A 21,621-nucleotide genomic window follows, 5' to 3' on the forward strand; every position below is an offset into this window, starting at 1 on the left:
ATGCACATCGAGATCGACAAGGACCTCTGTATCGGCGCCGGTCAGTGCGCGCTGACGGCACCGGGCGTCTTCACCCAGGACGACGACGGCTACAGCACCCTGGTGCCGGGGCGTGAGGACGGCGCGGGCGACCCGATGGTCCGGGAGGCGGCCCGCGCCTGCCCGGTGAGCGCGATCAGGCTGTCCTAGGCTCAGTCGTCAAAGTCCCGCCGTCCGCCCGGCCGAAGGCTGGGGGAGGGAGTTCGACGACAGGGCCTAGGAGGGCCGGCCGAGCCCGTCCGGGCCGGCCGCCGCCACCAGGGCCCGCGCCGCCGCGCGGGCCTCGGCCGCCGGCCCGGTGGTCCCGGTGATGCCGGCCGTCACCATCGCTCCCTCGGCAAGCAGGAAGAGGGGTCCGGTGAGCGCGGCGGGCAGTCCGGCGTCCGCCACGAGCGAGGCCAGGTAGTCCCGGAACGCCTCCTTGTGGGCCCGCACCTGCTCGGCGACCAGCGCGGAGGTGGCGCCCAGCTCGCCGTAGGCGTTGATCCAGGCGCAGCCGCGGAAGCCGCCCTCGCCGAACCACCCCTCCAGCCAGTCGAACACGGCCGGGATCCGCTCCCGCGGGTCCCGCTGGCGTGCCACGTGCTCGGCGAGGCGTCCGCGCCAGCGCTCGTCCCGCCGTGCCAGATACGCCGCGACGAGCTGCTCCTTGGTGGGGAACAGCTGATAGAGACGCTTGAGCGAGAGGCCCGACGCGCCACGCAGTTCGTCCATGCCCACGGACTGCACACCCCGGGCGTAGAACAGTTCCTCGGCGGCGTCGAGCGCCCTGTCCCGGGCGGCCGCGCTGTCCATCGGCGACACCATGACTCCTCGATGCCCTTGACCTCACGCCCTCCTTGACTGGAGAACGACCGTTCTCCTACCGTAGCAGCCACCTGGAGAACGCTCGTTCTCCGTGTTGCCGAGCCCAGGAGGAGACCATGGCCGACCGTCCGCCGCTGCCGCCGTTCACCCGCGAGACCGCCGCGCAGAAGGTCCAGGCCGCTGAGGACGCCTGGAACACCCGCGACCCGCACAAGGTGGCGCTCGCCTACTCCGAGGACTCGGTCTGGCGCAACCGCGACACCTTCGTCACCGGCCGCGCCGGGATCGTCGCGTTCCTCACCGCCAAGTGGCAGCGCGAGCTCGACTACGCGCTGCGCAAGGACCTGTGGGCCTTCGACGGCAACCGCATCGCCGTCCGCTTCCAGTACGAGTGCCGGGACGCCGACGGCCAGTGGTGGCGCTCCTACGGCAACGAACTGTGGGAGTTCGACGAGCACGGCCTGATGACCCGGCGGGAGGCCAGCATCAACGACGTACCGATCGAGGAGAAGGAGCGCCGCATCCACGGCCCGCGCCCCGAGACCGAGCGGGGGCGGTCCTTCCCGCTTCGGTAGCGCCCTTGTCCAGCGCGCTCGTTCAGTAGGGTTCCCGGATGACCGAACAGGCCGAGAAGCCCTTCCTCTACGTCGTCGTCTGCGCGGCCGGGATCGCCGCCGGCGTCAGCAAGCTGATCAGCGCCGCCCAGGAACGGGACTGGGAGGTCGGCGTCATCGCCACACCGGTCGCCATGGGCGGCTTCTTCGACAGCGCGGCCGTGGAGGCCCAGACGGGCCGGCCCGTCAGATCGGCCTGGCGCACGCCGGCCGACCCCCGGCCCTTCCCGCCGCCGGACGCCGTCGTGGTGGCACCCGCCACCTTCAACACCGTCAACAAGTGGGCGGCCGGCATCGCCGACACCCTCGCGCTCGGCACCCTGTGCGAGGCCGCGGGCCTGGGCATACCGATCGCCGTGCTGCCCTGTGTCGCCGACGCACTGGCCGCCCATCCCGCCTACCGGGACAGCCTGGCACGGCTGCGCGGGATGGGTGTCCGCTTCGGCGAGCCGTACACCGGCGAGGTCCGGCCGGACGGCAGCCGGCCTGACCTCGCCTGGGAACGGGCGCTGGATCTGCTCTAGCGGCAGGTCAGCGTCGGCCCCGCCAGCATGTTCCCGGTGAACATGTCCTGCCCCTTCGGCACCCAGTAGCCGAGTTTCGACACCACCGTGGAGCACTTGTCCCCGACCGTGAAGCGGACCTGCAGCGTCTCCGGGTGGCCGGGCTGCAGCTCGGTCACCGTGCAGTCCAGGGAGTGTGCCAGCCGGGTCTTCGACGGATACCGCCCCACCAGCGGATTGACGCAGCGCTTGTCGGCCGTGCTGATCCGCAGACCGGTGCCCTCCTGGCCGATCATCCCCAGCCGCGCATTGCCGTCGCCCTCGTCGGCGTCCCGGTGGATCGTGTACGTCACGGTGGTCGTGGCGTTGCGGCGCAGCACGGTCTTGTCGACGGTGACGGAGTGCGTCGTCTTCGCCTTGGGCGCGGTCAATGACATGGTGGTCTGCACCGTGCCCTTCAGATCCACCCCCGCGGGCGCCGACCGCACGCGCACGGTGGCGCTGATGTCATAGGTGCCCGGACCCGGGTACAGGCCCGAGCCGGGCAGCATTCCGGTGCCGAGGGTCTTGCCGGACCGGGTGGCCTTCCAGGTGCCCTCGGTGCGGCAGGCGTAGCGGACCCGGACGCCGGCGATCCGGCAGCTGGCGGAGGCCGTGATGTTGAACCTCGGGGCGCCGGTGTCCGCGCACAGGCTGACCTCGGCCTGCTCACCGTGCGCGCCGCGCAGCGTGCCGGCCGCCGAGCACAGGGTCGCCGGGGCCTCGGGCGCGGGCGCGGGCGCGGCGGCGGACCGGGACTGTGCGCAGGCGGGGGTGACCAGGGCCAGCGGCAGCAGCGCGGCTCCGGCCAGGATTCTCAAATTGGTGGGACGAGTCGGCACCGCGATTCCTCCGGAGCGGCCGAGACCGGCCGGATGCCGGTCGTCTGCGCCGAGGATGAGCCGACAGTACGACGATCGTTCCGCTCCCACGCCGGACGGGTCACCTGGGGGCAGCAACGGAATCCTCCGTCTGCGGCTCCCTGGTTGCTCGAACCGGGGACGACAACGCGGCACCCCGGACGGGCCTCACCCTGTCTCGCGCACGTACCCCTTGCTCCCCGGAGTGGACACGTCCCGGTCCCGCCGCACGATGCTCAGCCGGTCACCCCAGTGGGCGACGGCCGCCCGCAGACCGGCGTCGGTGTACTCGATGTCCACCACCCGGTCGTCGAACGCCTTCGCGAACACCCCGCACTCGTCGTACTGCCCGCACTCCTCCGTGACCGCGAAGTCCAGCCCGGCCCGCTCCCGCACACCGGCCAGCTCGGCGGTGTTCTTCTGCGCGACGGCCAGGTGCCGGGCGTGCGCGTGCCGGGACAGCAGGATCATGAAGGCGGTCGCGTCGGCCGCGGTGAGCAGGCGGTGGGAGCGGGTGTAGCTGTCGTAGTTGTCCGGCTCGACCGCGTCGAAGCCCTTCTTCGCGCAGCCGTCGATCCACTGGTTCACCCGACCTGCCACCCGCTCCCGCTTGGCCGGGGTGCGGAGGTCGAGCAGGACCTCGTTCCAGTCCTCGTCGATGACGGCCTTGCCGCGCGCATCGCGCAGCAGCAGGTCGGCCGGCCAGGAGGAGCGCTCTTCGGGCTGGGCCTGGAACGCGTTGACGTAGCAGACGTTGTACAGGCCGGGCGCGGGGGAGTCGGAGCGGTCGCGGCTGACGATCCGTACGCCCTTCGGCGGGGGATAGGCGCCGCCGATCTGGTAGTCGAACCCGCCGTGGCGCGGCGGCAGCCGTACCGCGGCGGGCTTCGGCGAGCTGCGCCGTTCCTTGCCGCCGGAGCCGCCCGAGGCGCCGGGACCGCCGGAACCGCAGCCGGCCAGCGCCGGCAGGGTGACGATCAGGGCCGCTGCCAAGGCGCCTGCGGTCCTTCGGGAGCCCGCGGCGCGGAGAACACCCTTGGGGGGCAAGTCCGCTCCATCCTGCCCACGCCGGGCGGCGCGGCGCGTGGCAGGATCAAATCGCCCGCGCGCTTCGGTCGTCAAGCCGGTGCCGGGTCACGCCGTAGGCTCGTGGGTGACCATCGTCCCGAAGGCAGGAGCAGCAACGATGCAGTACGTGAAGCTCGGTTCGACGGGCCTGGACGTCTCGCGGATCTGTCTGGGCTGCATGACCTACGGCCTGCCCGACCGCGGCGTCCACGAGTGGACCCTCGACGAGGAGGCGTCCCGCCCGTTGATCCGGCAGGCGCTGGAGGCGGGCGTCAACTTCTTCGACACCGCGAACGTCTACTCCGACGGCACCAGCGAGGAGATCGTCGGCAAGGCCCTGCGCGACTTCGCGAACCGCGACGAGATCGTGCTGGCCACCAAGGTGCACGGCCGGATGCGGCCGGGCCCCAACGGCGCCGGACTGTCCCGCAAGAACATCATGACGGAGATCGACCACAGCCTGCGCCGGCTCGGCACCGACTACGTCGACCTCTACCAGATCCATCGCTACGACCACGCGACCCCCGTCGAGGAGACGATGGAGGCGCTGCACGACGTGGTCAAGTCGGGCAAGGTCCGTTACATCGGGGCGAGTTCGATGTACGCCTGGGAGTTCTCCAAGCTGCAGTACACGGCGGAACGGCACGGCTGGACGAAGTTCGTGTCCATGCAGAACCACTACAACCTGCTCTACCGCGAGGAGGAGCGGGAGATGCTGCCCCTCTGCGCCGACCAGGGCGTCGGCGTGCTGCCATGGAGCCCGCTCGCCCGGGGCCGGCTCACCCGCGACTGGGGCACGGTCACCGAGCGCAGCGCGAACGACAACTTCGGCGGCCGCCTGTACCTGGAGAGCGACCGCTCGATCGTCGAGGCCGTCACCCGGATCGCGAACGACCGCGGCGTGCCCCGCGCCCAGGTGGCCCTCGCCTGGCTTCTGCACCAGGACACGGTGGCGGCCCCGATCGTCGGCGCCGCCAAGCCGCACCACATCGAGGACGCGGTGGCCGCCGTGGAACTGGAGCTGACCGAGAAGGAGATCGAGGAGCTGGAGCAGCCCTACACGCCGCGTGCGATCAGCGGCCACTGAGGTTCTGGCGGCTCAGTGAGGTCCGTGTGGTGTGAACTCCGTGCCACACGGACCCGCACCCTCGCTCGCCGGCAACGGCACCCGCTCGCCGGACATCGTGAGTGTCCGGTAGTACGCCCCGATCCGTTCCGTCGAGCGGCCCACGTAATGCCCGATGAACGAGCGCCGGAACCGGTCGGCCGTGCGATTGGGCCCGGAGCCGTGCACCAGGCTGCCGTTGAAGAACAGCACGTCACCCGGAGCCAGATCGACAGGAACCGGGACGAGACCGGGCGGCGGCGGGACGTACTCGCGGGCGAACGACACCTGCTCGTCGGCGAGTTCGGGGCAGAACAGGTCCATCCGGTGGGTGCCCGGAACGACTTCGAGGCCGCCGTTCTCCCGGCCGATCGGCTCGCAGGCCACCCAGGCCGCCACACACGTCCCCGGCTCGACCCGCAGATAGAAGTTGTCCTGGTGCAGCGCCTGCCCGCGCGCACCCGGCGGCTTGAAGTAGAACATGCTCTGCGCGGCCAGCACCTCCTCGCCGAACAGCACCTCCAGCACGACCCGCAGCCGGGCGTCCACCAGGAACCGCCGTGCCGGCGCTAGGAATTCGTGCGGCTGCATCACCCGGGGGCACCGGCGCAGCGGGTCGGGGTCCGCCGGGCGCGGCTCGAAGCGGCCCGGCACCGGACCGGCCGCGTGCAGCGCGGTGAACGCGGCGCACAGCCGCTCGGTCTCGTCCCGCCCGAACAGCCCCCGTACGACGGTGAACCCGTCCTCCTCGAACCGCTGCCGCAGCGCCTGAGGCAGGATGGCGCCGTTGTCCGTGGCTGTCATGGGCCCGCTCCTGTGAGTCCAATGGTCCGCTGGTCACTCACCTGTCACGCTAGGCCGACGCGTCCGACGGGAGGATGCCCGTGCGTGCTGAGGACCTGCCCGTGACGGCTGCCGCCGCCGACCCGTCCCCGCCGCCCGGACTCGTGGTGACCGGCCGCTACGAGCAGCGGCCGGGCTACGGCGTCAACCGGCCTCGGGGCTCGGAGAGCTGGCTGTTCACCTTTACCCTCGGCGGCTGCGGTCTGCTCCGCCAGGGCGCCGCCCGGGCCCGCGCCGGCGCCGGGGATCTCGTGGTACTCGCTCCTGGCACCGGCCACCACTACGCCGTCGCGCCCGGTGCCGGGAGCTGGCGGTTCTGGTGGACGCACTGCCAGGCCCGTCCGTCCTGGACGACCTGGCTCGCCCCGTACGCCGTTGCCGACGGCCTGTACGCCGTGACGTCCGTGCCCGGCGCCCTGCACGGCCGGATCGAGGCTGCGTTCGGCCGGATGCTCGCCGATGCCCGCGGACCGGCCGAGGGCACCGCGCGCGAGCCGGACCCGGTGGCCGTGGCGCACGGCAGCCTGGCGCGGGAACTGGCCCTGTGCGCGCTGGAGGAGGTCGTCCTGCTCGCCGCCGGCGGTGCCCGGACGCCGCTGCTCGCAGCGGACACCGACGCCCGGGTGCGCCGCGCCGAGGAGCTGATCGCGGCCGACCCCGGTGCCCCGCACACCGTCCGCTCGCTCGCCGAGGGCGTCGCGCTGTCCCCGTCCCGTTTCGCCCACCTGTTCACCCTCCGCACCGGGCGGTCCCCGATGCGGGCGCTGCGCGAGGCCCGGCTGCGGCACGCGGCCCGGCTGCTGGAGGCCACCGACCTCACGGTGGAACGGGTGGCGGCGGCCTCCGGATTCAGCAGTCCCTTCCATTTCAGCCGGGTTTTCCGGGAACGCTACGGAGTGCCGCCCGGCGCCTACCGGGCGGGCGAACGGCGGTAATAGGCGAAGAAAGGGATTACCTTGAATCTGCGTCAATAACGAGACTGTCAACGGTCATTGTCGATAATCGAGAGATCCCTTGTTCGCACCTGCGCGGCTGTGCAAAAGTGTGTGCGCTGTCGGTGCGCAGGCTCATCGCATTTCCCGCTGTATGCGCCAGGCCGCTCTCCGTACACCCCCCACGCTTCAAAAGAGCCTCCTCAGGTGGACGTTCGAGCAGCCCCACCGCCTTCCCATACTGCTTGGTATGGACTAATTTCCGTATCACGTCTGGAGGAATGCAGTCGTGAATGAGGCAGGCCGGTCGGACGAGCAACTGAGTGCCGAGCTGAAGAAGTGGACGGGAGGGACGCCCGCGCTCCATCCCGTCGGTGAACTCCTCGACCGGCACTGGGAAGCGGCTTTCGCCTACGCGCGGTTGTGCACGGACGGGGCGCGTGCCGCCGGCATGCTCACCACCGCCGCCTTCACCCGGCTGTTCGGGGAATCGCTGCGGCAGTCCGGCCCGACCGCCGCCTGGCGGCCCCATGTGCTGGTCGCCGTGCGGCGGATCGCGGCCGAGTGGGACACCGACGGCCGCCAGGAACTCCTCCACCCGGCGCTGCGGTCCGGCGCCACCGGTGAGCGTGCTGCCGCACGGCTGCTGCCGCCGCCCGGCCGGCGGCTGCTGTCCCGTGCGTTCCAGCGGGTGCCCCAGGCCTCCCGTGCCGTGCTGTGGCACACCGAGGTCGAGGCCGAACCGCTCGCCGTGCCGGCGGCGCTGCTCGGCCTGGACGAGGAGGACACCCGCGCCGAGCTCCGCCGGGCCCGGGAACGGCTGCGCGAGGAGTGTCTCCAGGTCCACCGCGAACTCGCCCCCGAGAACGAGTGCCGGCGCTATCTGCGCATGCTCGACGTGACCTTCCGGCGCGGCGGCGTCGACATCGACCCCGATCTGCGCGAGCACCTGGGCCGGTGCGGCCACTGCAGCCGCACCGCCGACCAACTCGTCGCGTTCAACACGGGACTCGGCCTCGCCCTCGCCGAAGCAGTCCTCGGCTGGGGCGCCCACGCCTACCTGAACTCCCGCGCGAGCCAGGCCGAGGAGCCGGCCGCACCGGCCCCGCAGCCCGAGACCGTCGTGCCCTCGTCCGGCGAGCCCTTCCTGCCCACCGAGCCGCCGTATCGGGCTGGTTCCGCCGAGTCCGTGGGTCGGGGCGGTTCCGGTGAGTCCGCGCGTCGGGGTGCTTCGGCCGACTTCGGCGCCGGCGCCTCCGCCCGCTCCCGCCGACGCTCCGCCGCCGGCGACCCGGGCGCCCCCGGAGACACCGTCCCCTCCCGCCGGTCGGCTCATCGTGCCGCCCGTGCTCAACGTGCCCGGCGGCGGAATCTCGCCCTCGCCGCCGTCACCGTCAGCGGGCTGGTCGTACTGCCCCTGGTGCTGTGGTCGGTGCTCGGGTCGGGTGACGGAGCGGCCCCGGACGGCAAGGACGCGTCCTCCCCGGCGCCGGGCAAGGACGCCGCGAATCCCGGTGCGTCCCGGGCCGGTTCACACACGGCCGGCGACGGCACCCTGCACGGCCGGCTGCACAACCTCGCCTCAGGACTGTGCGTCGGCGTCGTCGGCAAGAAGGCCGTCGAGGACGCCGAGACCGAACTCGCCCCCTGCTCAGCGATCCCGAGCCAGCAGTGGACCTACGAGACCGACGGACTGCTGCGCAACTCCTCCGCGCCCGGCCTGTGCCTGGACTCCCACCTCGGTTACTCGGTCCGCCTCGCCCCCTGCTCGGCCACCGGCAAGGCCGCCCGGAACATCCGCTACGACTTCACCCTCCAGGGCGCCCTGATACCGCGCTGGAACCAGGACCTGGCCCTCACCCCGGCCGCCACCGACGGCTCCGGCGCTCTCGTCCTCAAGAACCGTGTCCCCGGCGCCGACCAGCGGTGGTCCGTCGACACCGCCGAGCCCGAGCTGCAGATGCAGAACGTCGACTGGGACAGTCACACCACCCCGTCGCCGGCCGCCACCCCACGTCCGACGGCCCCGGCGCCCGCGCCCGCACCGAGAAGGAGCACCGCGGCCCCGGCCCCCACGGCCACGAAGCCGAGTCCGCCACCCACACCGTCCGCCACGCTCGACCCCTGCTCCGCGTACCCGTACTACTGCGGCTGGGGCAGCGGGGGATACGGGGACGGCGGGGGCTACGGCGGCGGGCGCCACCGCCGCTGACCCAGGGGCGGTGCGGCGGTGGCGGCGGGATCGTGCCCAGCCCCGGGGCGCAGCTGATCCGCGCCCTGCAACCGCGGGCGGTTACGAACTGCGGCTGCCCGCCGCGCCCAGGAACTCCTCCCAGCCGCCCGCCGGGGCCTGCCCCGGCACCAGTGTGCGCAGCTTGCGCAGCACCGCCGGGTCCTGCGCCTCCAGCCAGGCCACGAGCTGCTTGAACGACACGAAGCGCACGTCGTCGCCGTACGCGGCCATCTTCCCGATGGCCTCCTCGACGGCGTCCATGTAGATGCCGCCGTTCCAGCGTTCGAAGTGGTTGCCGATGAAGAAGGGGGCACGGTTGGTCGTGTACGCCCGCTGGAAACCGGCGACATAGGCGTCGCGGGCCTGGGTGCGCCAGGCGTCGTACTGCGCGCGGTCGCCGTTCGGATTGCCGCCGGACTGGTTGAACATCATGTTGTAGTCCATCGACAGCACCTGGAAGTTGTGCCCGGGGAACGGTATGGACTGCAGCGGGAAGTCCCAGATCTTCCCGCCCTGCACCTTGCCCGGCCAGATCTGGAGCCCGCCGGGGGAGCTGGCGTCGTACTTCCAGCCCAGCGCGGCCGCCGTGGGCAGCAGGTTGGACTGGCCCTCCAGGCACGGGGTACGGCCGCCGATCAGCTCCTTGCGGTAGTCGAAGGGGAGCGGCTCCAGGTCGGTGAAGCCGGTGTTGGTCTTCCACTTGGTCACGAAGTCGACCGCCTGGTCTATCTCGCTGCGCCACTCGGCGGGGGACCAGTTGCGCACGCCGGTCGCGCCGCAGAAGTGCCCGTTGAAGTGGGTGCCGATCTCGTGGCCCTCCAGCCAGGCCGCGCGGACCTGCTGGAGGGTGGCGTGGATGTGCCGGTCGGCGAGGTAGCCGATGGCGGAGGCGCCGACCGGGTGCTGCGGCGGACGGTACAGGTGCTTCTTGGACTCGGGCAGCGTGTAGATGCCACTGAGGAAGAACGTCATCTTGGCGCCGTGGTCGGCGGCGACCTTGCGGAACCGGGAGAACAGCTGGTTGCTCAGCTCGCCCGCGCCGTCCCAGGAGAACACCACGAACTGCGGGGGCTTCTGGCTCGGCTTCAGCCGCTCGGGCTTCGGCTGGTGCGGCTGGGCCCCGGTGTCGGCCGTGGAGCCGTCGCCGATCGGCTTCACCGGACGGGCCTGGGCGGGGCCCTTGCCGTCCGCCGGGCCGTCGACCCGGAGGCCGGTGCCGTGGGAGCACGCGGCCAGCGTGCCCAGGGCGCCCGCGGCCGCGCCCGCCGTCAGCACCCGCCTGCGTGAGATACCGCTCATCTTGTCCCCGATTTCCTTGTCACGGCCCGTGCGGGGCCTGCTCGCCGGTGTTGGTCGACGGGTTCGATGACGGGAGCCGGGGGAAAGATCGCGGCCTTCGGCGCCTGTTGCCGTCCTGTGACAGTTGTGGCGTGGGCATGATGAACCCCGCTGCCCGAGGAGTGGGGCAGCGGGGTTCTCGGGGGTGTCCGGGCCGGTCAGGGAGCCGTGCCGGGGCTGAACACCGACAGGAAGACGGTGGAGGAGTTCCCGGAGACGGGCACCGCTCCACCCGTCCACGCGACCTTCAGCGAGTCCCGCTCGTCCGGCGGCGTCACCAGCAGCGCGGCCGGGGTGGCCGTCTCGGCGCCGCTGATGCCGGGGTTGGAGAAGGTCAGCCCGGCCCAGGCGCTCTGCCCGGGCTTCAGGGTGACGGTCGTCGGGGAGCCCGACTCACGCTTGGGATCCGGGCCGAGCTGGCTGCCGGAGCCGCTCACGAACGCCGCGCCCGGATAGCCGCGCACGGTGCAGGTCCGGCCGGACCTGTTGGTGAGGACGACCGGGAAGTTCTCCTGACCGGCGCCCGGGTCGTTGCGGCCGACCGAGGCGCTCAGCTCGGAGGTGTGGCAGCGGGTGCCCGTCGAGGCCGGGGTCGTACCGCCGCCACTCGCGGAGGGGGCCGCCTTCGAGGGGCCGGACGTCGCGGCGCCGGTGCGGGTGCCGGCCGGGCTGGACGTGGCGGAGGCCGGGCTCTTCGTGGTGCCCGTCGCCGGCGCAGCCGTACCGGAGGCCGTGATCGGCGGGTTGCTGTGGACGTCCTTGCCGTTGCCACAGGCGGTCAGCAGGCCCAGCACGGCGACCGTGCCCACGAGCAGGGCCCCGTGCCGCGCGGACCGGGGGGTGTACACCATGTCGCTCAACACTCCTGGAGGGTCACGGCACGCGCCGGAACGCATGCCTCAAGACGCTGGGTGCGCCGTCCTCACACTCCGATGCGCGCAGCGCCGGAAAAGTTCGGCACACGCAGGATTCTTTTCCCCGTCATGACCGTCGGCAGGCACCCGTCAGGTCACGCTCAGCGAACGGAGTATCTCCTCGGTCGCGTCCTTGTCGCCCCGCTCCCGCACCTGCACGTACACCTGCGGCTGCGCCGCGCCGTCCGCCGGGCCCAGGGCGGACTCCGTGACCGAGCCGCCGTCCCGGCAGCCGCTCCAGGCCCGCACCAGACCGTGCCAGTCGGCGTCGGTGAAGGTGCGGCTGCCGGAGAAGCGGCAGCCGGAGTGGGCGAGGGCCTTCACCCGCGCGGTGACGTCACCGTGCTCGCTCACCCCGACGAACACGCCGTCCACCGCCGCCCCCAGATCGGGCCACCGGCTCAGGTCGTCGGCGATCACCAGCCCCGGTTCGTGGCCCTTGGCGAGCCCCAGCGCGCCCGGGTCCCAGCCGGAGGCGCGCAGCTCGCGGCCGAAGCCGGCCGGTACCTTGACGGCCACCCGCCCGGTCGAGTCCGTCACCCGCACCTGGTCCGAGGAGCCGCCGTGGTGGATCACCAAGGTCACCGTGGCCGCGGCCGCCACCGCGGCGAGGACCGCGGCCACGGCCAGCGTCACCGTGTTCAGCCGGCCGCGCACACCGTCCAGTCGCCGGGCGGACCGGAGCACCGGCGGTCCCGCCGCCAGCCGGTCCAGCTCGTTCGCGAAGGCCTGCGCGCCGGGCCAGCGGCGCGCCCGGTCCGGCTCCAGCGCGCGCAGCAGCGCCCGCTCCACGTCCTCGCCCAGGTCCGGCCGCAGCCGCCGGGGCGGTACGACCCGGCCCGGCGGGCCCGGCACGCTCCCGGTGACCAGCTCGTAGCCGACCGCGCCCAGGCTGTAGACGTCGGCCCGCTCGTCGATGCCCTCGCCGGGCTCGGCCTGCTCCGGCGGCTGATAGCCCGCCGAGCCCGCGGCCAGCGTGAGCACCGAGGCCTGCGCGAGGCTCTTGGCGAGCCCCAGATCGGCCAGCAGCACCCGCCGGGTGCCGTCCGGGGCGGTGTGCAGCAGCACGTTGGTCGGCTTGATGTCCCGGTGCACGATCCCCGCCTCGTGCAGCGCGGCGGCGGCGCGGGCGGCCTCGGCCGTCAGTGCGAGCGCGTGCCCCACCGGCAGCGGCCCGTGCGCCAGCAGGTCGGCGAGGGTGCCACCGGCGGCGTACTCCATCACGAAGTACGGCCTTCCGTCGGGGAGTTCACCGATGTCGTAGACCTGCACCACGCGGCTGGAGCCGGCCCGGCGCAGCAGCCGGGCCTCGGACAGGAAGCGATCCCTGATGTCGAGCCGGTGCGCCCAGTTCTCGGCGAGGACCTTCAGCGCGACCTGGGCCTGGAGCTCGTCGTCGTGGGCGAGCCAGACCGTGGCGAAGGCGCCGGTGCCCAGCGGCCGTTCGAGACGGTAGCGGCCGATCCGATCCAGGGAGTGCATACGACTATCATGCCTGGCCTGAGATCGACTCGAGGGGGGACCCGTACGTGCAGGACCAGGCGCCGGTGGAAGACCTCGCGCGGCGGGCCGCCGTCGGCGACAGCGCGGCCCTGGACCGGCTGCTCACCGAGATCCGGCCGGAGGTCCTGCGCCGCTGCGGGCGCTTCCTGCCGTGCCGGGAGGACGCCGAGGAGGCCGCGCAGGACGTGCTGTTTCAGGTGGCCCGGCACATCTCCCGTTTCGAGGGCCGCAGCCGCTTCAGCACCTGGCTGTACACCGTGGTCGCCAACTGCTCCCGGCAGAAGTACCGCGAGCTGAAGCGGCGGGCCGCCGAGCAGCCGGCCGCCATCGAGCCCTCGCACGCCGTCGACCCGCGCACCACCAGCGTCATCGCCGGATCCCGGGTGGATCTGCTGGAGGCGCTGGAGCGGCTGGAGCGGACGCATCCGCACCTGGTGGCGCCGCTGGTCTACCGGGACATCTGCCAGCTGGACTACGCGGAGGTCGCCGAGCGCGTCGGCATCCCCCTCGGCACCCTGAAGTCCCGTCTGCACGAGGCCCGCAAACTGGTACGGCCCTGGCTCGCGGGCGGCTGAGCCGCGCTGCGCCGGACCCGGCGCCGGGCATGGCCGGGATGCGGCCCGGGCCACGCTGCTACTCGGGCTCCAGTTCCGGCACGGTCTCCACGGACCACACCGGGCGGTTCGACGTCGACCGACTACTGGTCCACCTCGTACAGCGGCAGTTCCGCCCAGATCGTCTTGCCCTCCGGGGTGTGCCGGCTGCCCCAGCGCTGGGTGAGCTGGGCGACCAGGAGCAGGCCGCGGCCGCCCTCGTCGAAGATCTTGGCCCGGCGCAGGTGCGGGGCGGTGTTGCTGGTGTCGGACACCTCGCAGATCAGCCTGCTCGTGTCGTGGATCAGACGGAGCCGGATGGGGTGTGAGCCGTACCGGATGGCGTTGGTGACCAGTTCGCTGACCACCAGTTCCGTCGTGAACGCGGCCTCGCTCAGCCCCCAGGTGGCCAGCTGCTCCACCGCCTGCTTGCGGATCGGCGCGACCAGGGCCGGGTCGGCCGGGATGTCCCAGGTCGCGACCTGCGTGGACGGCAGGCCCTGGGTGCGGGCGAGCAGCAGTGCCACGTCGTCCAGGGAGCCGCCCGGCGGCAGCACGGTGTGCAGGATCCGGTCGCAGGTCCGGTCAAGGGAGTCCGCGTACGTCCCGAGCGCCTCGTAGAGCATCGCCCGGTTCGTCTCCGGATCCCGCTCCCGGGACCACACCAGACCGTCCGTGTACAGCGCGAGGACGGTGCCCTCGGGCAGTTCCACCTCGGTGGCCTCGAAGGGCAGCCCGCCCAGGCCGAGCGGGGGACCGGCGGGTACGTCCAGCGCCTGGGGCACGCCGCCCGGCGGCAGCACCACGGGCGGCGGATGCCCGGCGCGGGCCACTGTGCAGCGCCGGGACACCGGGTCGTAGACGGCGTACACACAGGTCGCACCGACCTCGCCGGGGCTGCCGGCCTCGCCGGGACTGGTGACGACGCCGGACTCCTCCGACAGCCTGACCACCAGGTCGTCCAGATGCGTGAGCAGCTCGTCCGGGGCGAGATCGATGTCGGCGAGGGTGCGCACGGCGGTCCGCAGCCGGCCCATGGTTGCCGAGGCCTCGACGCCGTGCCCGACGACGTCCCCGACGACCATCGCGACGCGCATCCCGGACAGCGGGATCACATCGAACCAGTCGCCGCCCACCCCGGCCTGCGCGGCCGGCAGATAGCGTGAGGAGGCCTCCAGCGCGGCCGTGCGCGGAAGCGTGCGGGGCAGCAGGCTGCGCTGGAGCGCGAGCGCGGTCTCCCGCTCGCGGGAGTAGCGGCGGGCGTTGTCGATGCAGACGGCGGCCCTTGTGGTGATCTCCTCGGCGAGCAGCCGGTCGTCCGCGGTGAACGGGTCCGGCCGCCGGTGGCGGGCGAACACCGCGACACCGAGGGTGAGCCCGCGGGCCAGGATGGGCACCGCCATCGAGCAGTGGACGCCGAATCTGCGCACCCGTTCGCCGCGCTCCGCGCTCCAGGTCAGCCACGGCTGCGACTCGCCCGCCGCGACCGAGCCGAGGATCGTGCGGCCCGCGGTCAGCGAGTCCGCCTGGGGCGAGCCCGCCGGGTACTCCTCGTCCTGCCCGGGCCTCAGCACCGCCTCCGGCACTCCCTCCAGGACCGACCGATGGGCGGCCCGGCGCAGGGTGACCGGCGCGGTGAGGCGGGCCGGGGGCTCGCCGCCGTAGTCCTCAGGGTCCAGCAGGTCGATGGTGACGAAGTCGGCGAGCGTGGGCACACAGACCTCCGCCAGTTCCTGGGCGGTGCGGGCGACGTCCAGCGTGCTGCCGATGCGCACGCTCGCCTCGTTGACCAGCTGCAGCCGCTGCCGGGCCCGGTAGTTGTCGGTGACGTCGAGCGCGGCCAGACTCACCCCCTGCACCCGGCCCTGGTCGTCCCTGACCGGGGCCATCCGGGCGAGCCAGGCGTGGGCGCGGTCCTCGCCGCCGGTGCGCACGCAGGTCTGCAGATCCAGCGGGCTGCCGGTGGTCAGCACCTGGACCATGCCCCGCTCCAGGTCCTCGCTCTGCGGCTGGCCGCCGATCTCCGAGATCCGCAAGCCCCGCACGCGTTCCTCCGGCAGACCGATGACGTCGGCCATCGCGTGGTTCATCCGGCGCAGCCGCAGCTCCGCGTCGTACACGGCGACGGCGCACGGCGACTGGATCAGGCCCGCCGCGGCGAGCGGGTCGTCCTCGGCGGGCGGTGCCGTGCCGGTCAGCGGGGTGACGACGAGCCAGCTGCCGCCGCCTCCGTCGTGCGCCGGCCGGCGGTGGGCGAGCAGCCAGACCGGGACGGTACGGCCGTCGTGGTGGCGCAATCCGACCGTTCCCTGCCAGCGGGGGCCCGGGGGCAGGGAGGGGAGGTGGTCCTCGGCCAGAAGCCGGGCGGCGGGGCGGCCCAGGACGGTGTCCGCCGGGTGGCCGAGCAGGCGCCTGGCGCCCTCGTTCCACTCGACCAGCCGTCCGTCGGTGTCGATGACAGCCCGGGCCGTAGCCGCGTCGTCGAACGGATAGCCCCGGCTCATCCTCGCCGCTCCCAAGCGCACACTCACAGTGAACAGGTGGCACCTCTCGTATCCAGCGTAGTGCTTCGTGGACTGCCGTGAATCGCCACCACCGCCCACTTGGCCGGTCGGTCGAACAGGGTCAAGGGGGAAATCCGGCCGATGTGCCGACGGGGGCGGTCACAGGGCTCCGGACCCTTGACGATCGCGTGTGGCGGCCCGTCAGAATCTGTTTGTTCACGATCAGTTGTGAGTACTTCTGGGCCCTGATGAGGGAGAGCCGCCATGACGGTCACTCGCCGATCGGTTCTGGTCGCCGCCACCGCGACACCCGCGGCCGGAGCGCTGCTGAGCATCCCCGCCCCACCGGCCGCCGCCGAGGCGTCCGCCGGTGCCGGCGGACGCCACACCGTGCCCCTGCGGGACGGCTGGCGCTTCGTCCTGGTCGATCCGGGCGGCATCACCGATCCCAGCGGCGCCTACGCACAGGCCGCCGATCCCGGCTACGACGACTCGGCCTGGCGCGAGGTCGCCGTGCCCCACGACTGGTCGATCGAGCAGACCCCCACCACCGATCACGGCACCACCAGCGGCACCGGCTTCCTTCCCGGCGGCCTCGGCTGGTACCGGCTCGCGTTCACCCTGCCGCCCGCATACGCCGGCAAGCGGATCTCGGTGGAGTTCGACGGCGTCTACATGGACTCGTACGTCTACTGCAACGGCACGGAGGCCGGCCGCCACCCCTACGGCTACACCGGCTTCGCCCTCGACCTCACCGGCCTCGTGCACACCGACGGCTGCACGCCGAACGTGCTCGCGGTCAAGGTGCAGAACCAGCTGCCGAGCAGCCGCTGGTACTCCGGCAGCGGCATCTACCGCGAGGCTCGGCTCGTGATCACCGAACCGGTGCACGTCGCACGCTGGGGCACCTGTGTCACGACCCCGGAGGTCTCGGCGGGCAGCGCCCTCGTCCGGGTGGCCACGACGGTGGTGAACGAGTCCGGCACCGGAACGGACGTCCAGGTCCTGTCCCGGATCACCGGCCCCGACGGCCGCACGGTCGCCCGCACCTCCACCACGGTCGCCGTCTCCGACCGGGCCACCGAGACCCAGCAACTGACCGTCGGAAAACCCCTGTTGTGGGACTTCGCGACCCCGGAGCACCGCTACACCCTGCACACCGAGCTGCGCGTCGCAGGTCGCGCCACCGACAGCTACAGCACCCCCTTCGGCATCCGCAGCTACCGCTTCGACCCCGACGAGGGCTTCTCCCTCAACGGCACGTACACCAAGATCAGGGGCGTCGACCTGCACCACGACCAGGGCGCGCTCGGCGCCGCCGTCAGCATCGACGCGGTCCGCAGACAGATGCGGATCATGAAGTCGATGGGCGTCAACGCCTTCCGCACCTCCCACAACCCGCCCTCGCCGCAGATGATCCAGGCCTGCGAGGAGCTGGGCATCGTGATGATGGTGGAGGCCTTCGACTGCTGGCGCACCGGCAAGACCCGGTACGACTACGGCCGCTTCTTCGACGAGTGGTGCGAGAAGGACGCCACCGAGATGGTCCTGGCCGCCCGGAGCTCACCCGCCGTCGTCCTGTGGTCCATCGGCAACGAGATCCCCGACTCCACCTCCACGGCCGGGCTCGCGATGGCCGACCGGATCATCGGCGCGATCAAGTCCGCGGACGACACCCGGCCGGTGGTGATCGGCTCGAACAAGTACCACGGCGTGCCCGCCCAGGGCTCGGCGGCCGACCTGATGCTCGCCAAGCTCGACGGCCTGGGCCTCAACTACAACACGGCCAAGTCGGTCGACGCCCTGCACGCCCGGTACCCGCACCTGTTCCTCTTCGAGTCCGAGTCGTCCTCGGAGACCTCGACCCGGGGCACGTACCAGGAGCCCGAACACCTCAACACCGGCGAGAACCACACCCCGGGCAGGCGGGAGACCTCCTCCTACGACAACAACCTCGCCTCCTGGACGATGAGCGGCGAGTACGGGCACAAGAAGGACCGGGACCGGAAGTGGTTCGCGGGACAGTTCCTGTGGTCCGGCATCGACTACATCGGCGAGCCCACCCCGTACGACGTCTTCCCGGTCAAGACCTCCTTCTTCGGCGCGGTCGACACGGCCGGCTTCCCGAAGGACATGTACCACCTCTTCAGGAGCCAGTGGACGACCGAGCCGATGGTCCATCTGCTGCCGATGACCTGGAACCACGAGGAGGGCGACACGGTCGAGGTCTGGGCGTACGCGAACGTGCCGTCGGTCGAGCTGTTCCTCAACGGAAAGTCCCTCGGCGTACGGCAGTTCGACGTCAAACAGACCACCGACGGCCGCAGCTACCTGGAGACCACCGAGGCCACGGGTGACGACAAGACCTTCACCGACGGCCCCTACCCGGGCAGTTACACCAGCCCCAACGGCAGCGCGGGCAAACTGCACTTGAGCTGGAAAGTCCCCTACCAGCCGGGCGAGTTGAGGGCGGTGGCCCGGCGGGACGGGAAGGCGGTCGCCACCGATGTGCTCCGAACGGCAGGCGCCGCGCACGCCGTTCGCCTCACCGCCGACCGCGAGTCCGTTGCCGCAGACGGCCGTTCGCTGGTCTTCGTCACCGCCGAGATCGTCGACGCGCGCGGTGTCGTGGTGCCCGACGCGGAGCACCTCATCACCTTCGACGTCACCGGTGGCTCCCTGGCCGGGGTCGACAACGGCCGCGAGGAGAGCGCCGAGCGCTACCAGGCGAGCACCCGCACCGCGTTCCACGGCAAGGCCCTCGCCATCGTCCGCTCCGGTACGAAGCCGGGCCCGCTGACGGTCACCGCGCGGGCGGACGGCCTGCGCACCGGCACGGCGAGCGTGCCCACCACCCCGGCGCGCGACACCGCCCGCACCCCGGCGACCGACTTCCGGCCCGATCACCCGTCGCCCGTCAACTACCCCTACGCGGACGCAAGTTACTCCGGACGCCCGGACACCCTGCCCGCCGCGATGCTCGACGGCGACCCCGCCACGGGCTGGTCCAACGCCTTCGCCAAGTCGGCCACCGCGCTGCTGCCCGCGTTCAACGGGGCGCGTGCCCAGGACTGGGTCTGCGTCGACTTCGGGCGCGCCCGGACCTTCGACCGGGTGGCGGTCTCCTTCACCGTGGACGCCACGCACACCCTGCCCGCGAAGGCCGACGTGGCGGTGTGGGACGGGCGTGCCTTCGTCCCGGTCACGGGCGCGAAGGTGGACTGGGCCACCGCATCGGACAGCCCGACGGTGATCACCTTCGACGCGGCACGTGGCTCCCGGCTGCGCCTGACGCTCAGGAGCGCCCATCCGGGGGAGGCGAAGGGGGCGGTGCGGATCAGCAGGCTGGATGTGTGAGGAGAGCGCCGGATCCGGGAGCGTCGCTACCGCGGTGCCCTCACGCCGCGTCGTGGAACACCAGCCCCAGCGTCCGCCGCCGGCCCGACCGTACGGTGCTCACCCCGTGCCGCATCGCCCCGGCCGACCAGCCTCGGCGGGTGCGCACGGGGTGGTCCCGGGTGGTGAACACCAGGCCGTGGCCCTGGCGCAGGATGCTCGCCGTCCCCCGGGACTGGGCGCGCGGGCGCTGTTCCACCATCAGGAACTCGCCGCCGGTGTAGTCCGTGCCGTACGCGTCCAGCGCGACCACCACCTGGAGCGGGAAGACCAGCTCGCCGAACACGTCCCGGTGCAGGGCGTTCCAGTCGCCCGGACCATAGCTGAGCAGGATCTGCGCCGAGCGGTCCTGGCCGGCGGCGTGACAGCGCTCCAGCCACTCGGCGAGCGTGTCGGGCCAGGGCGCCGGGCGGTCCAGGCGGGCCGCCCAGTCCCGGGCGACCGGCAGCAACCGCGGGTAGAGCGCGGCGCGCAGCGCGGCCACCGGGGCGGGCAGGTCATGGGTGAAGTAGCGGTACTCGCCGGAGCCGAACCGGTGCCGGGCCAGATCCACCGTCGTGCGGAACAGTTCCGGCTTGTCGTAGAGCGCGGCCAGGTCGGCGCACTCCGCGGGGGAGAGCAACGGGCCCGTGGGCGCGCTGCCGTGCTCGTCCAGCTCGGCCGCGAGCGCGACCCAGTCCGTGCGGGCCACCCGGCGGCGGGCCTCGGCCGGGGTGAACGTCATGACCGCCTCCTTCACACCAGGGCCGGCTGCAGTGCGCCTTCGTGCGTGAGCAGCCACAGCTTGCGCTCGACTCCGCCCGCGTACCCGCGCATCGAGCCGTCCGCGCCGATCACCCGGTGGCAGGGGCGGACGAGCAGGAGGGGGTTGGCGCCGAGCGCCCGGCCCACCGCGCGCAGGTCGGCGCGCGGCACGCCCAGCCGGGCGGCCAGCTCGCCGTACGTGGTCGTCGTGCCGTAGGGGATGTCGTCCAGGGCCTCCCACACCGCCCGCTGGAACGGGGTGCCGTTGGCGGCGAGCGGCAGCTCGAAACGGGTCCGGCGGCCCGCGAAGTAGGCGTCCAGCTGCCGGTGCGCCTCGGCGAACGGCCCGTCGTCGCGGCTATCGGCGCGGACGGCGGGCGCGCCGCGCTGCCCCGGCATGCCGAGCGAGCCGAGTGTCAGGCCGGCCGGCGAGACCGTGCCGGTCAGCAGCAGGTCGCCCAGCGGACTCGGGTGGACGGTGTGGACGCTGCGTGTGCTCATGGCAGGGCTCCTTCGGTTGCGTTGCCGGCTTCTTCCTGCTGTCGAGTCTGCTGCGCCGCGCGCCGCGTGACCGGCGGGCATCGGACATGGCTCTCGGACTCCGTGGGTACCGGTGGGAAGGCCATTTGACCTGGTGATATTTACGGGTAAGTACCCGCGCGGTACCGTGAGGGGCATGCCAGCTCTCAATGTGGAGTTCAGCGAACGGGAACTAGAGGACCTGCGGCAGATCGCCAAGGAGCGCGGTACGTCGATGAAGGCCCTCGTGCGCGAGGCCGCCGCCGCCGACATCGCCCGGCACCGGGCCCTGCAGGAGGGCGCCGAGGCCTTCCGCAAGTTCTTCGCCGCGCATGCCGAGGAGTTCGCCGCGGCCTTCCCCGACGACGAGTCCCCCGCGAAGGACGAGGCCGCCTGACGCATGCCCTCCGTCATCCACATCGACGTCCCCTGGCTGCTCCAGCGCCACGAGGAGGTCCTGCCCGACCAGCCCGCGGTCGACGACTTCTCCGCGCTGGTCGCCGCCGTCGCCCGGCACCGCGTGGATCCGCCCCGGCTCGGCGTGGACTCCGACCCCGCCTGGCGGGCCGCCGCCCTGCTGCACACGCTCGCCGTGCTCAAGCCGCTGCCCGCGGCCAACGCCCGCTTCGCCTGCGCGACCGCCGTGGCCTACATGTTCGTCAGCGGTGTCGGCATCGACCCGCCCTACGGCGCCCTCGTCGACCTCGCCCGCGATCTGATCTCCGGCAAGACGGACGTGTACGGCGCGGCCGATCGCCTGCGGTCCTGGCAGATCTGAGTGGGCGCGGCGTCCCACGGAACCCGTCCCGCCCCGGCCGGCGGGGGAAGCCGCCGGGGCCGCCGTCCGGGGCAGGGTGGGCGGGGCCGCCGGCCGAGGGCGGGAGGAACGGGGCCGGCGGCTGGTTTCGGCCTTTTCCGAGGAGGCCGGCCCCAGTCCACTACCGGACCGCTCACCCCGGAAGCGTGCGCGGCACCGCCGCCGTGTGCGCATGGTTCACACGGGGCGCATGAAATACCGAAAGCCGCTGCAGGGAAGCCCGGCGGAGGGCAGTTTCTGACTTTCTTTC

Annotated in this window: 20 protein-coding genes; 10 read left to right on the forward strand and 10 right to left on the reverse strand. The window is 72.5% G+C overall.

The window, feature by feature from the left end; translation table 11 throughout:
- The gene (locus tag ACZ418_RS37300; RefSeq protein WP_468371834.1) at positions 1 to 189 is read left to right on the forward strand and encodes a ferredoxin; all 189 of its coding nucleotides are present in this window, start codon (positions 1 to 3) and stop codon (positions 187 to 189) included.
- A 66-nt stretch (positions 190 to 255) separates the two neighbouring features.
- On the opposite strand, the gene ACZ418_RS37305 is transcribed toward ACZ418_RS37300, so the two are convergent.
- On the reverse strand, positions 256 to 834 hold the full coding sequence (locus tag ACZ418_RS37305; RefSeq protein ID WP_468372026.1) for a TetR/AcrR family transcriptional regulator: 579 nt from the start codon (positions 832 to 834) through the stop codon (positions 256 to 258).
- A 128-nt stretch (positions 835 to 962) separates the two neighbouring features.
- Between ACZ418_RS37305 and ACZ418_RS37310 the strand changes: the two genes are divergently transcribed.
- Both ACZ418_RS37310 and ACZ418_RS37315 read left to right on the forward strand, forming a co-directional pair.
- Entirely contained in the window at positions 963 to 1,421 is a 459-nt protein-coding gene (locus ACZ418_RS37310; protein ID WP_468371837.1) for a nuclear transport factor 2 family protein, read from the forward strand.
- A 38-nt stretch (positions 1,422 to 1,459) separates the two neighbouring features.
- Entirely contained in the window at positions 1,460 to 1,984 is a 525-nt protein-coding gene (locus tag ACZ418_RS37315; RefSeq protein WP_468371839.1) for a flavoprotein, read from the forward strand.
- On the opposite strand, the gene ACZ418_RS37320 is transcribed toward ACZ418_RS37315, so the two are convergent.
- A complete protein-coding gene (locus ACZ418_RS37320) occupies positions 1,981 to 2,844 on the reverse strand; it encodes a hypothetical protein (protein WP_468371842.1) in 864 nt (287 codons plus the stop codon). The genes ACZ418_RS37315 and ACZ418_RS37320 overlap by 4 nt on opposite strands.
- A gap of 186 nt (positions 2,845 to 3,030) precedes the next feature.
- On the reverse strand, positions 3,031 to 3,855 hold the full coding sequence (locus tag ACZ418_RS37325; protein ID WP_468371845.1) for an endo alpha-1,4 polygalactosaminidase: 825 nt from the start codon (positions 3,853 to 3,855) through the stop codon (positions 3,031 to 3,033).
- A 193-nt stretch (positions 3,856 to 4,048) separates the two neighbouring features.
- Between ACZ418_RS37325 and ACZ418_RS37330 the strand changes: the two genes are divergently transcribed.
- Entirely contained in the window at positions 4,049 to 5,017 is a 969-nt protein-coding gene (locus ACZ418_RS37330) for an aldo/keto reductase (protein WP_468371848.1), read from the forward strand.
- 12 nt (positions 5,018 to 5,029) lie between these two features.
- Here the strand turns inward: ACZ418_RS37330 and ACZ418_RS37335 are convergent, their stop codons facing one another.
- Positions 5,030 to 5,839 (reverse strand): phytanoyl-CoA dioxygenase family protein, encoded by an 810-nt coding sequence (locus ACZ418_RS37335; RefSeq protein WP_468371850.1) that lies wholly within the window; start codon positions 5,837 to 5,839, stop codon positions 5,030 to 5,032.
- Between the two features lie 74 nt (positions 5,840 to 5,913).
- Here ACZ418_RS37335 and ACZ418_RS37340 point away from each other — a divergent pair, with 74 nt between their 5' ends.
- Together ACZ418_RS37340 and ACZ418_RS37345 are read left to right on the forward strand one after the other, a co-directional pair.
- Entirely contained in the window at positions 5,914 to 6,813 is a 900-nt protein-coding gene (locus tag ACZ418_RS37340; protein WP_468371853.1) for a helix-turn-helix domain-containing protein, read from the forward strand.
- A 286-nt stretch (positions 6,814 to 7,099) separates the two neighbouring features.
- Positions 7,100 to 9,022 carry an RICIN domain-containing protein gene (locus tag ACZ418_RS37345; RefSeq protein WP_468371855.1) on the forward strand — a complete coding sequence of 641 codons (1,923 nt, stop codon included), beginning with the start codon at positions 7,100 to 7,102 and terminating at the stop codon, positions 9,020 to 9,022.
- Between the two features lie 81 nt (positions 9,023 to 9,103).
- Here the strand turns inward: ACZ418_RS37345 and ACZ418_RS37350 are convergent, their stop codons facing one another.
- From ACZ418_RS37350 to ACZ418_RS37360, 3 genes are all read right to left on the reverse strand, one after another.
- A complete protein-coding gene (locus ACZ418_RS37350; RefSeq protein WP_468371857.1) occupies positions 9,104 to 10,342 on the reverse strand; it encodes a polysaccharide deacetylase family protein in 1,239 nt (412 codons plus the stop codon).
- Between the two features lie 197 nt (positions 10,343 to 10,539).
- Entirely contained in the window at positions 10,540 to 11,232 is a 693-nt protein-coding gene (locus tag ACZ418_RS37355) for a DUF4232 domain-containing protein (protein ID WP_468371859.1), read from the reverse strand.
- A 153-nt stretch (positions 11,233 to 11,385) separates the two neighbouring features.
- Positions 11,386 to 12,777: a serine/threonine-protein kinase gene (locus ACZ418_RS37360; protein ID WP_468371861.1), complete on the reverse strand. Its 1,392-nt coding sequence runs from the start codon at positions 12,775 to 12,777 to the stop codon at positions 11,386 to 11,388.
- A gap of 47 nt (positions 12,778 to 12,824) precedes the next feature.
- Between ACZ418_RS37360 and ACZ418_RS37365 the strand changes: the two genes are divergently transcribed.
- Positions 12,825 to 13,373 carry an RNA polymerase sigma factor gene (locus ACZ418_RS37365; protein WP_468371863.1) on the forward strand — a complete coding sequence of 183 codons (549 nt, stop codon included), beginning with the start codon at positions 12,825 to 12,827 and terminating at the stop codon, positions 13,371 to 13,373.
- Positions 13,374 to 13,495: 122 nt separating this feature from the next.
- Here the strand turns inward: ACZ418_RS37365 and ACZ418_RS37370 are convergent, their stop codons facing one another.
- On the reverse strand, positions 13,496 to 15,895 hold the full coding sequence (locus ACZ418_RS37370) for a SpoIIE family protein phosphatase (protein WP_468371866.1): 2,400 nt from the start codon (positions 15,893 to 15,895) through the stop codon (positions 13,496 to 13,498).
- Positions 15,896 to 16,159: 264 nt separating this feature from the next.
- On the opposite strand from ACZ418_RS37370, the gene ACZ418_RS37375 reads away from it, so the two are divergent.
- Positions 16,160 to 19,252, forward strand: coding sequence for a glycoside hydrolase family 2 TIM barrel-domain containing protein (locus ACZ418_RS37375; RefSeq protein WP_468371868.1), 3,093 nt, complete (start codon positions 16,160 to 16,162; stop codon positions 19,250 to 19,252).
- Between the two features lie 40 nt (positions 19,253 to 19,292).
- On the opposite strand, the gene ACZ418_RS37380 is transcribed toward ACZ418_RS37375, so the two are convergent.
- Positions 19,293 to 20,015, reverse strand: coding sequence for a 2OG-Fe(II) oxygenase (locus ACZ418_RS37380; protein WP_468371871.1), 723 nt, complete (start codon positions 20,013 to 20,015; stop codon positions 19,293 to 19,295).
- Between the two features lie 11 nt (positions 20,016 to 20,026).
- Entirely contained in the window at positions 20,027 to 20,536 is a 510-nt protein-coding gene (locus ACZ418_RS37385) for a methylated-DNA--[protein]-cysteine S-methyltransferase (protein WP_468371874.1), read from the reverse strand.
- Positions 20,537 to 20,711: 175 nt separating this feature from the next.
- On the opposite strand from ACZ418_RS37385, the gene ACZ418_RS37390 reads away from it, so the two are divergent.
- Positions 20,712 to 20,951 carry a hypothetical protein gene (locus tag ACZ418_RS37390; RefSeq protein ID WP_468371877.1) on the forward strand — a complete coding sequence of 80 codons (240 nt, stop codon included), beginning with the start codon at positions 20,712 to 20,714 and terminating at the stop codon, positions 20,949 to 20,951.
- 3 nt (positions 20,952 to 20,954) lie between these two features.
- On the forward strand, positions 20,955 to 21,332 hold the full coding sequence (locus tag ACZ418_RS37395) for a hypothetical protein (protein ID WP_030739759.1): 378 nt from the start codon (positions 20,955 to 20,957) through the stop codon (positions 21,330 to 21,332).
- Positions 21,333 to 21,621 lie beyond the last annotated feature (289 nt).

This window comes from Streptomyces sp. NPDC030820, assembly GCF_055572075.1.

Bases quoted from the DNA above. Each gene is read 5' to 3' on its own strand.
- ACZ418_RS37310 (WP_468371837.1), top strand. From the start codon at position 963: ATGGCCGACCGTCCGCCGCTGCCGCCGTTCACCCGCGAGACCGCCGCG.
- ACZ418_RS37350 (WP_468371857.1), bottom strand. From the start codon at position 10,342: ATGAGCGGTATCTCACGCAGGCGGGTGCTGACGGCGGGCGCGGCCGCG.
- ACZ418_RS37385 (WP_468371874.1), bottom strand. From the start codon at position 20,536: ATGAGCACACGCAGCGTCCACACCGTCCACCCGAGTCCGCTGGGCGAC.
- ACZ418_RS37370 (WP_468371866.1), bottom strand. From the start codon at position 15,895: ATGAGCCGGGGCTATCCGTTCGACGACGCGGCTACGGCCCGGGCTGTC.
- ACZ418_RS37355 (WP_468371859.1), bottom strand. From the start codon at position 11,232: ATGGTGTACACCCCCCGGTCCGCGCGGCACGGGGCCCTGCTCGTGGGC.
- ACZ418_RS37330 (WP_468371848.1), top strand. From the start codon at position 4,049: ATGCAGTACGTGAAGCTCGGTTCGACGGGCCTGGACGTCTCGCGGATC.
- ACZ418_RS37380 (WP_468371871.1), bottom strand. From the start codon at position 20,015: ATGACGTTCACCCCGGCCGAGGCCCGCCGCCGGGTGGCCCGCACGGAC.
- ACZ418_RS37395 (WP_030739759.1), top strand. From the start codon at position 20,955: ATGCCCTCCGTCATCCACATCGACGTCCCCTGGCTGCTCCAGCGCCAC.
- ACZ418_RS37375 (WP_468371868.1), top strand. From the start codon at position 16,160: ATGACGGTCACTCGCCGATCGGTTCTGGTCGCCGCCACCGCGACACCC.
- ACZ418_RS37390 (WP_468371877.1), top strand. From the start codon at position 20,712: ATGCCAGCTCTCAATGTGGAGTTCAGCGAACGGGAACTAGAGGACCTG.
- ACZ418_RS37315 (WP_468371839.1), top strand. From the start codon at position 1,460: ATGACCGAACAGGCCGAGAAGCCCTTCCTCTACGTCGTCGTCTGCGCG.
- ACZ418_RS37340 (WP_468371853.1), top strand. From the start codon at position 5,914: ATGCCCGTGCGTGCTGAGGACCTGCCCGTGACGGCTGCCGCCGCCGAC.
- ACZ418_RS37335 (WP_468371850.1), bottom strand. From the start codon at position 5,839: ATGACAGCCACGGACAACGGCGCCATCCTGCCTCAGGCGCTGCGGCAG.
- ACZ418_RS37305 (WP_468372026.1), bottom strand. From the start codon at position 834: ATGGACAGCGCGGCCGCCCGGGACAGGGCGCTCGACGCCGCCGAGGAA.
- ACZ418_RS37300 (WP_468371834.1), top strand. From the start codon at position 1: ATGCACATCGAGATCGACAAGGACCTCTGTATCGGCGCCGGTCAGTGC.
- ACZ418_RS37360 (WP_468371861.1), bottom strand. From the start codon at position 12,777: ATGCACTCCCTGGATCGGATCGGCCGCTACCGTCTCGAACGGCCGCTG.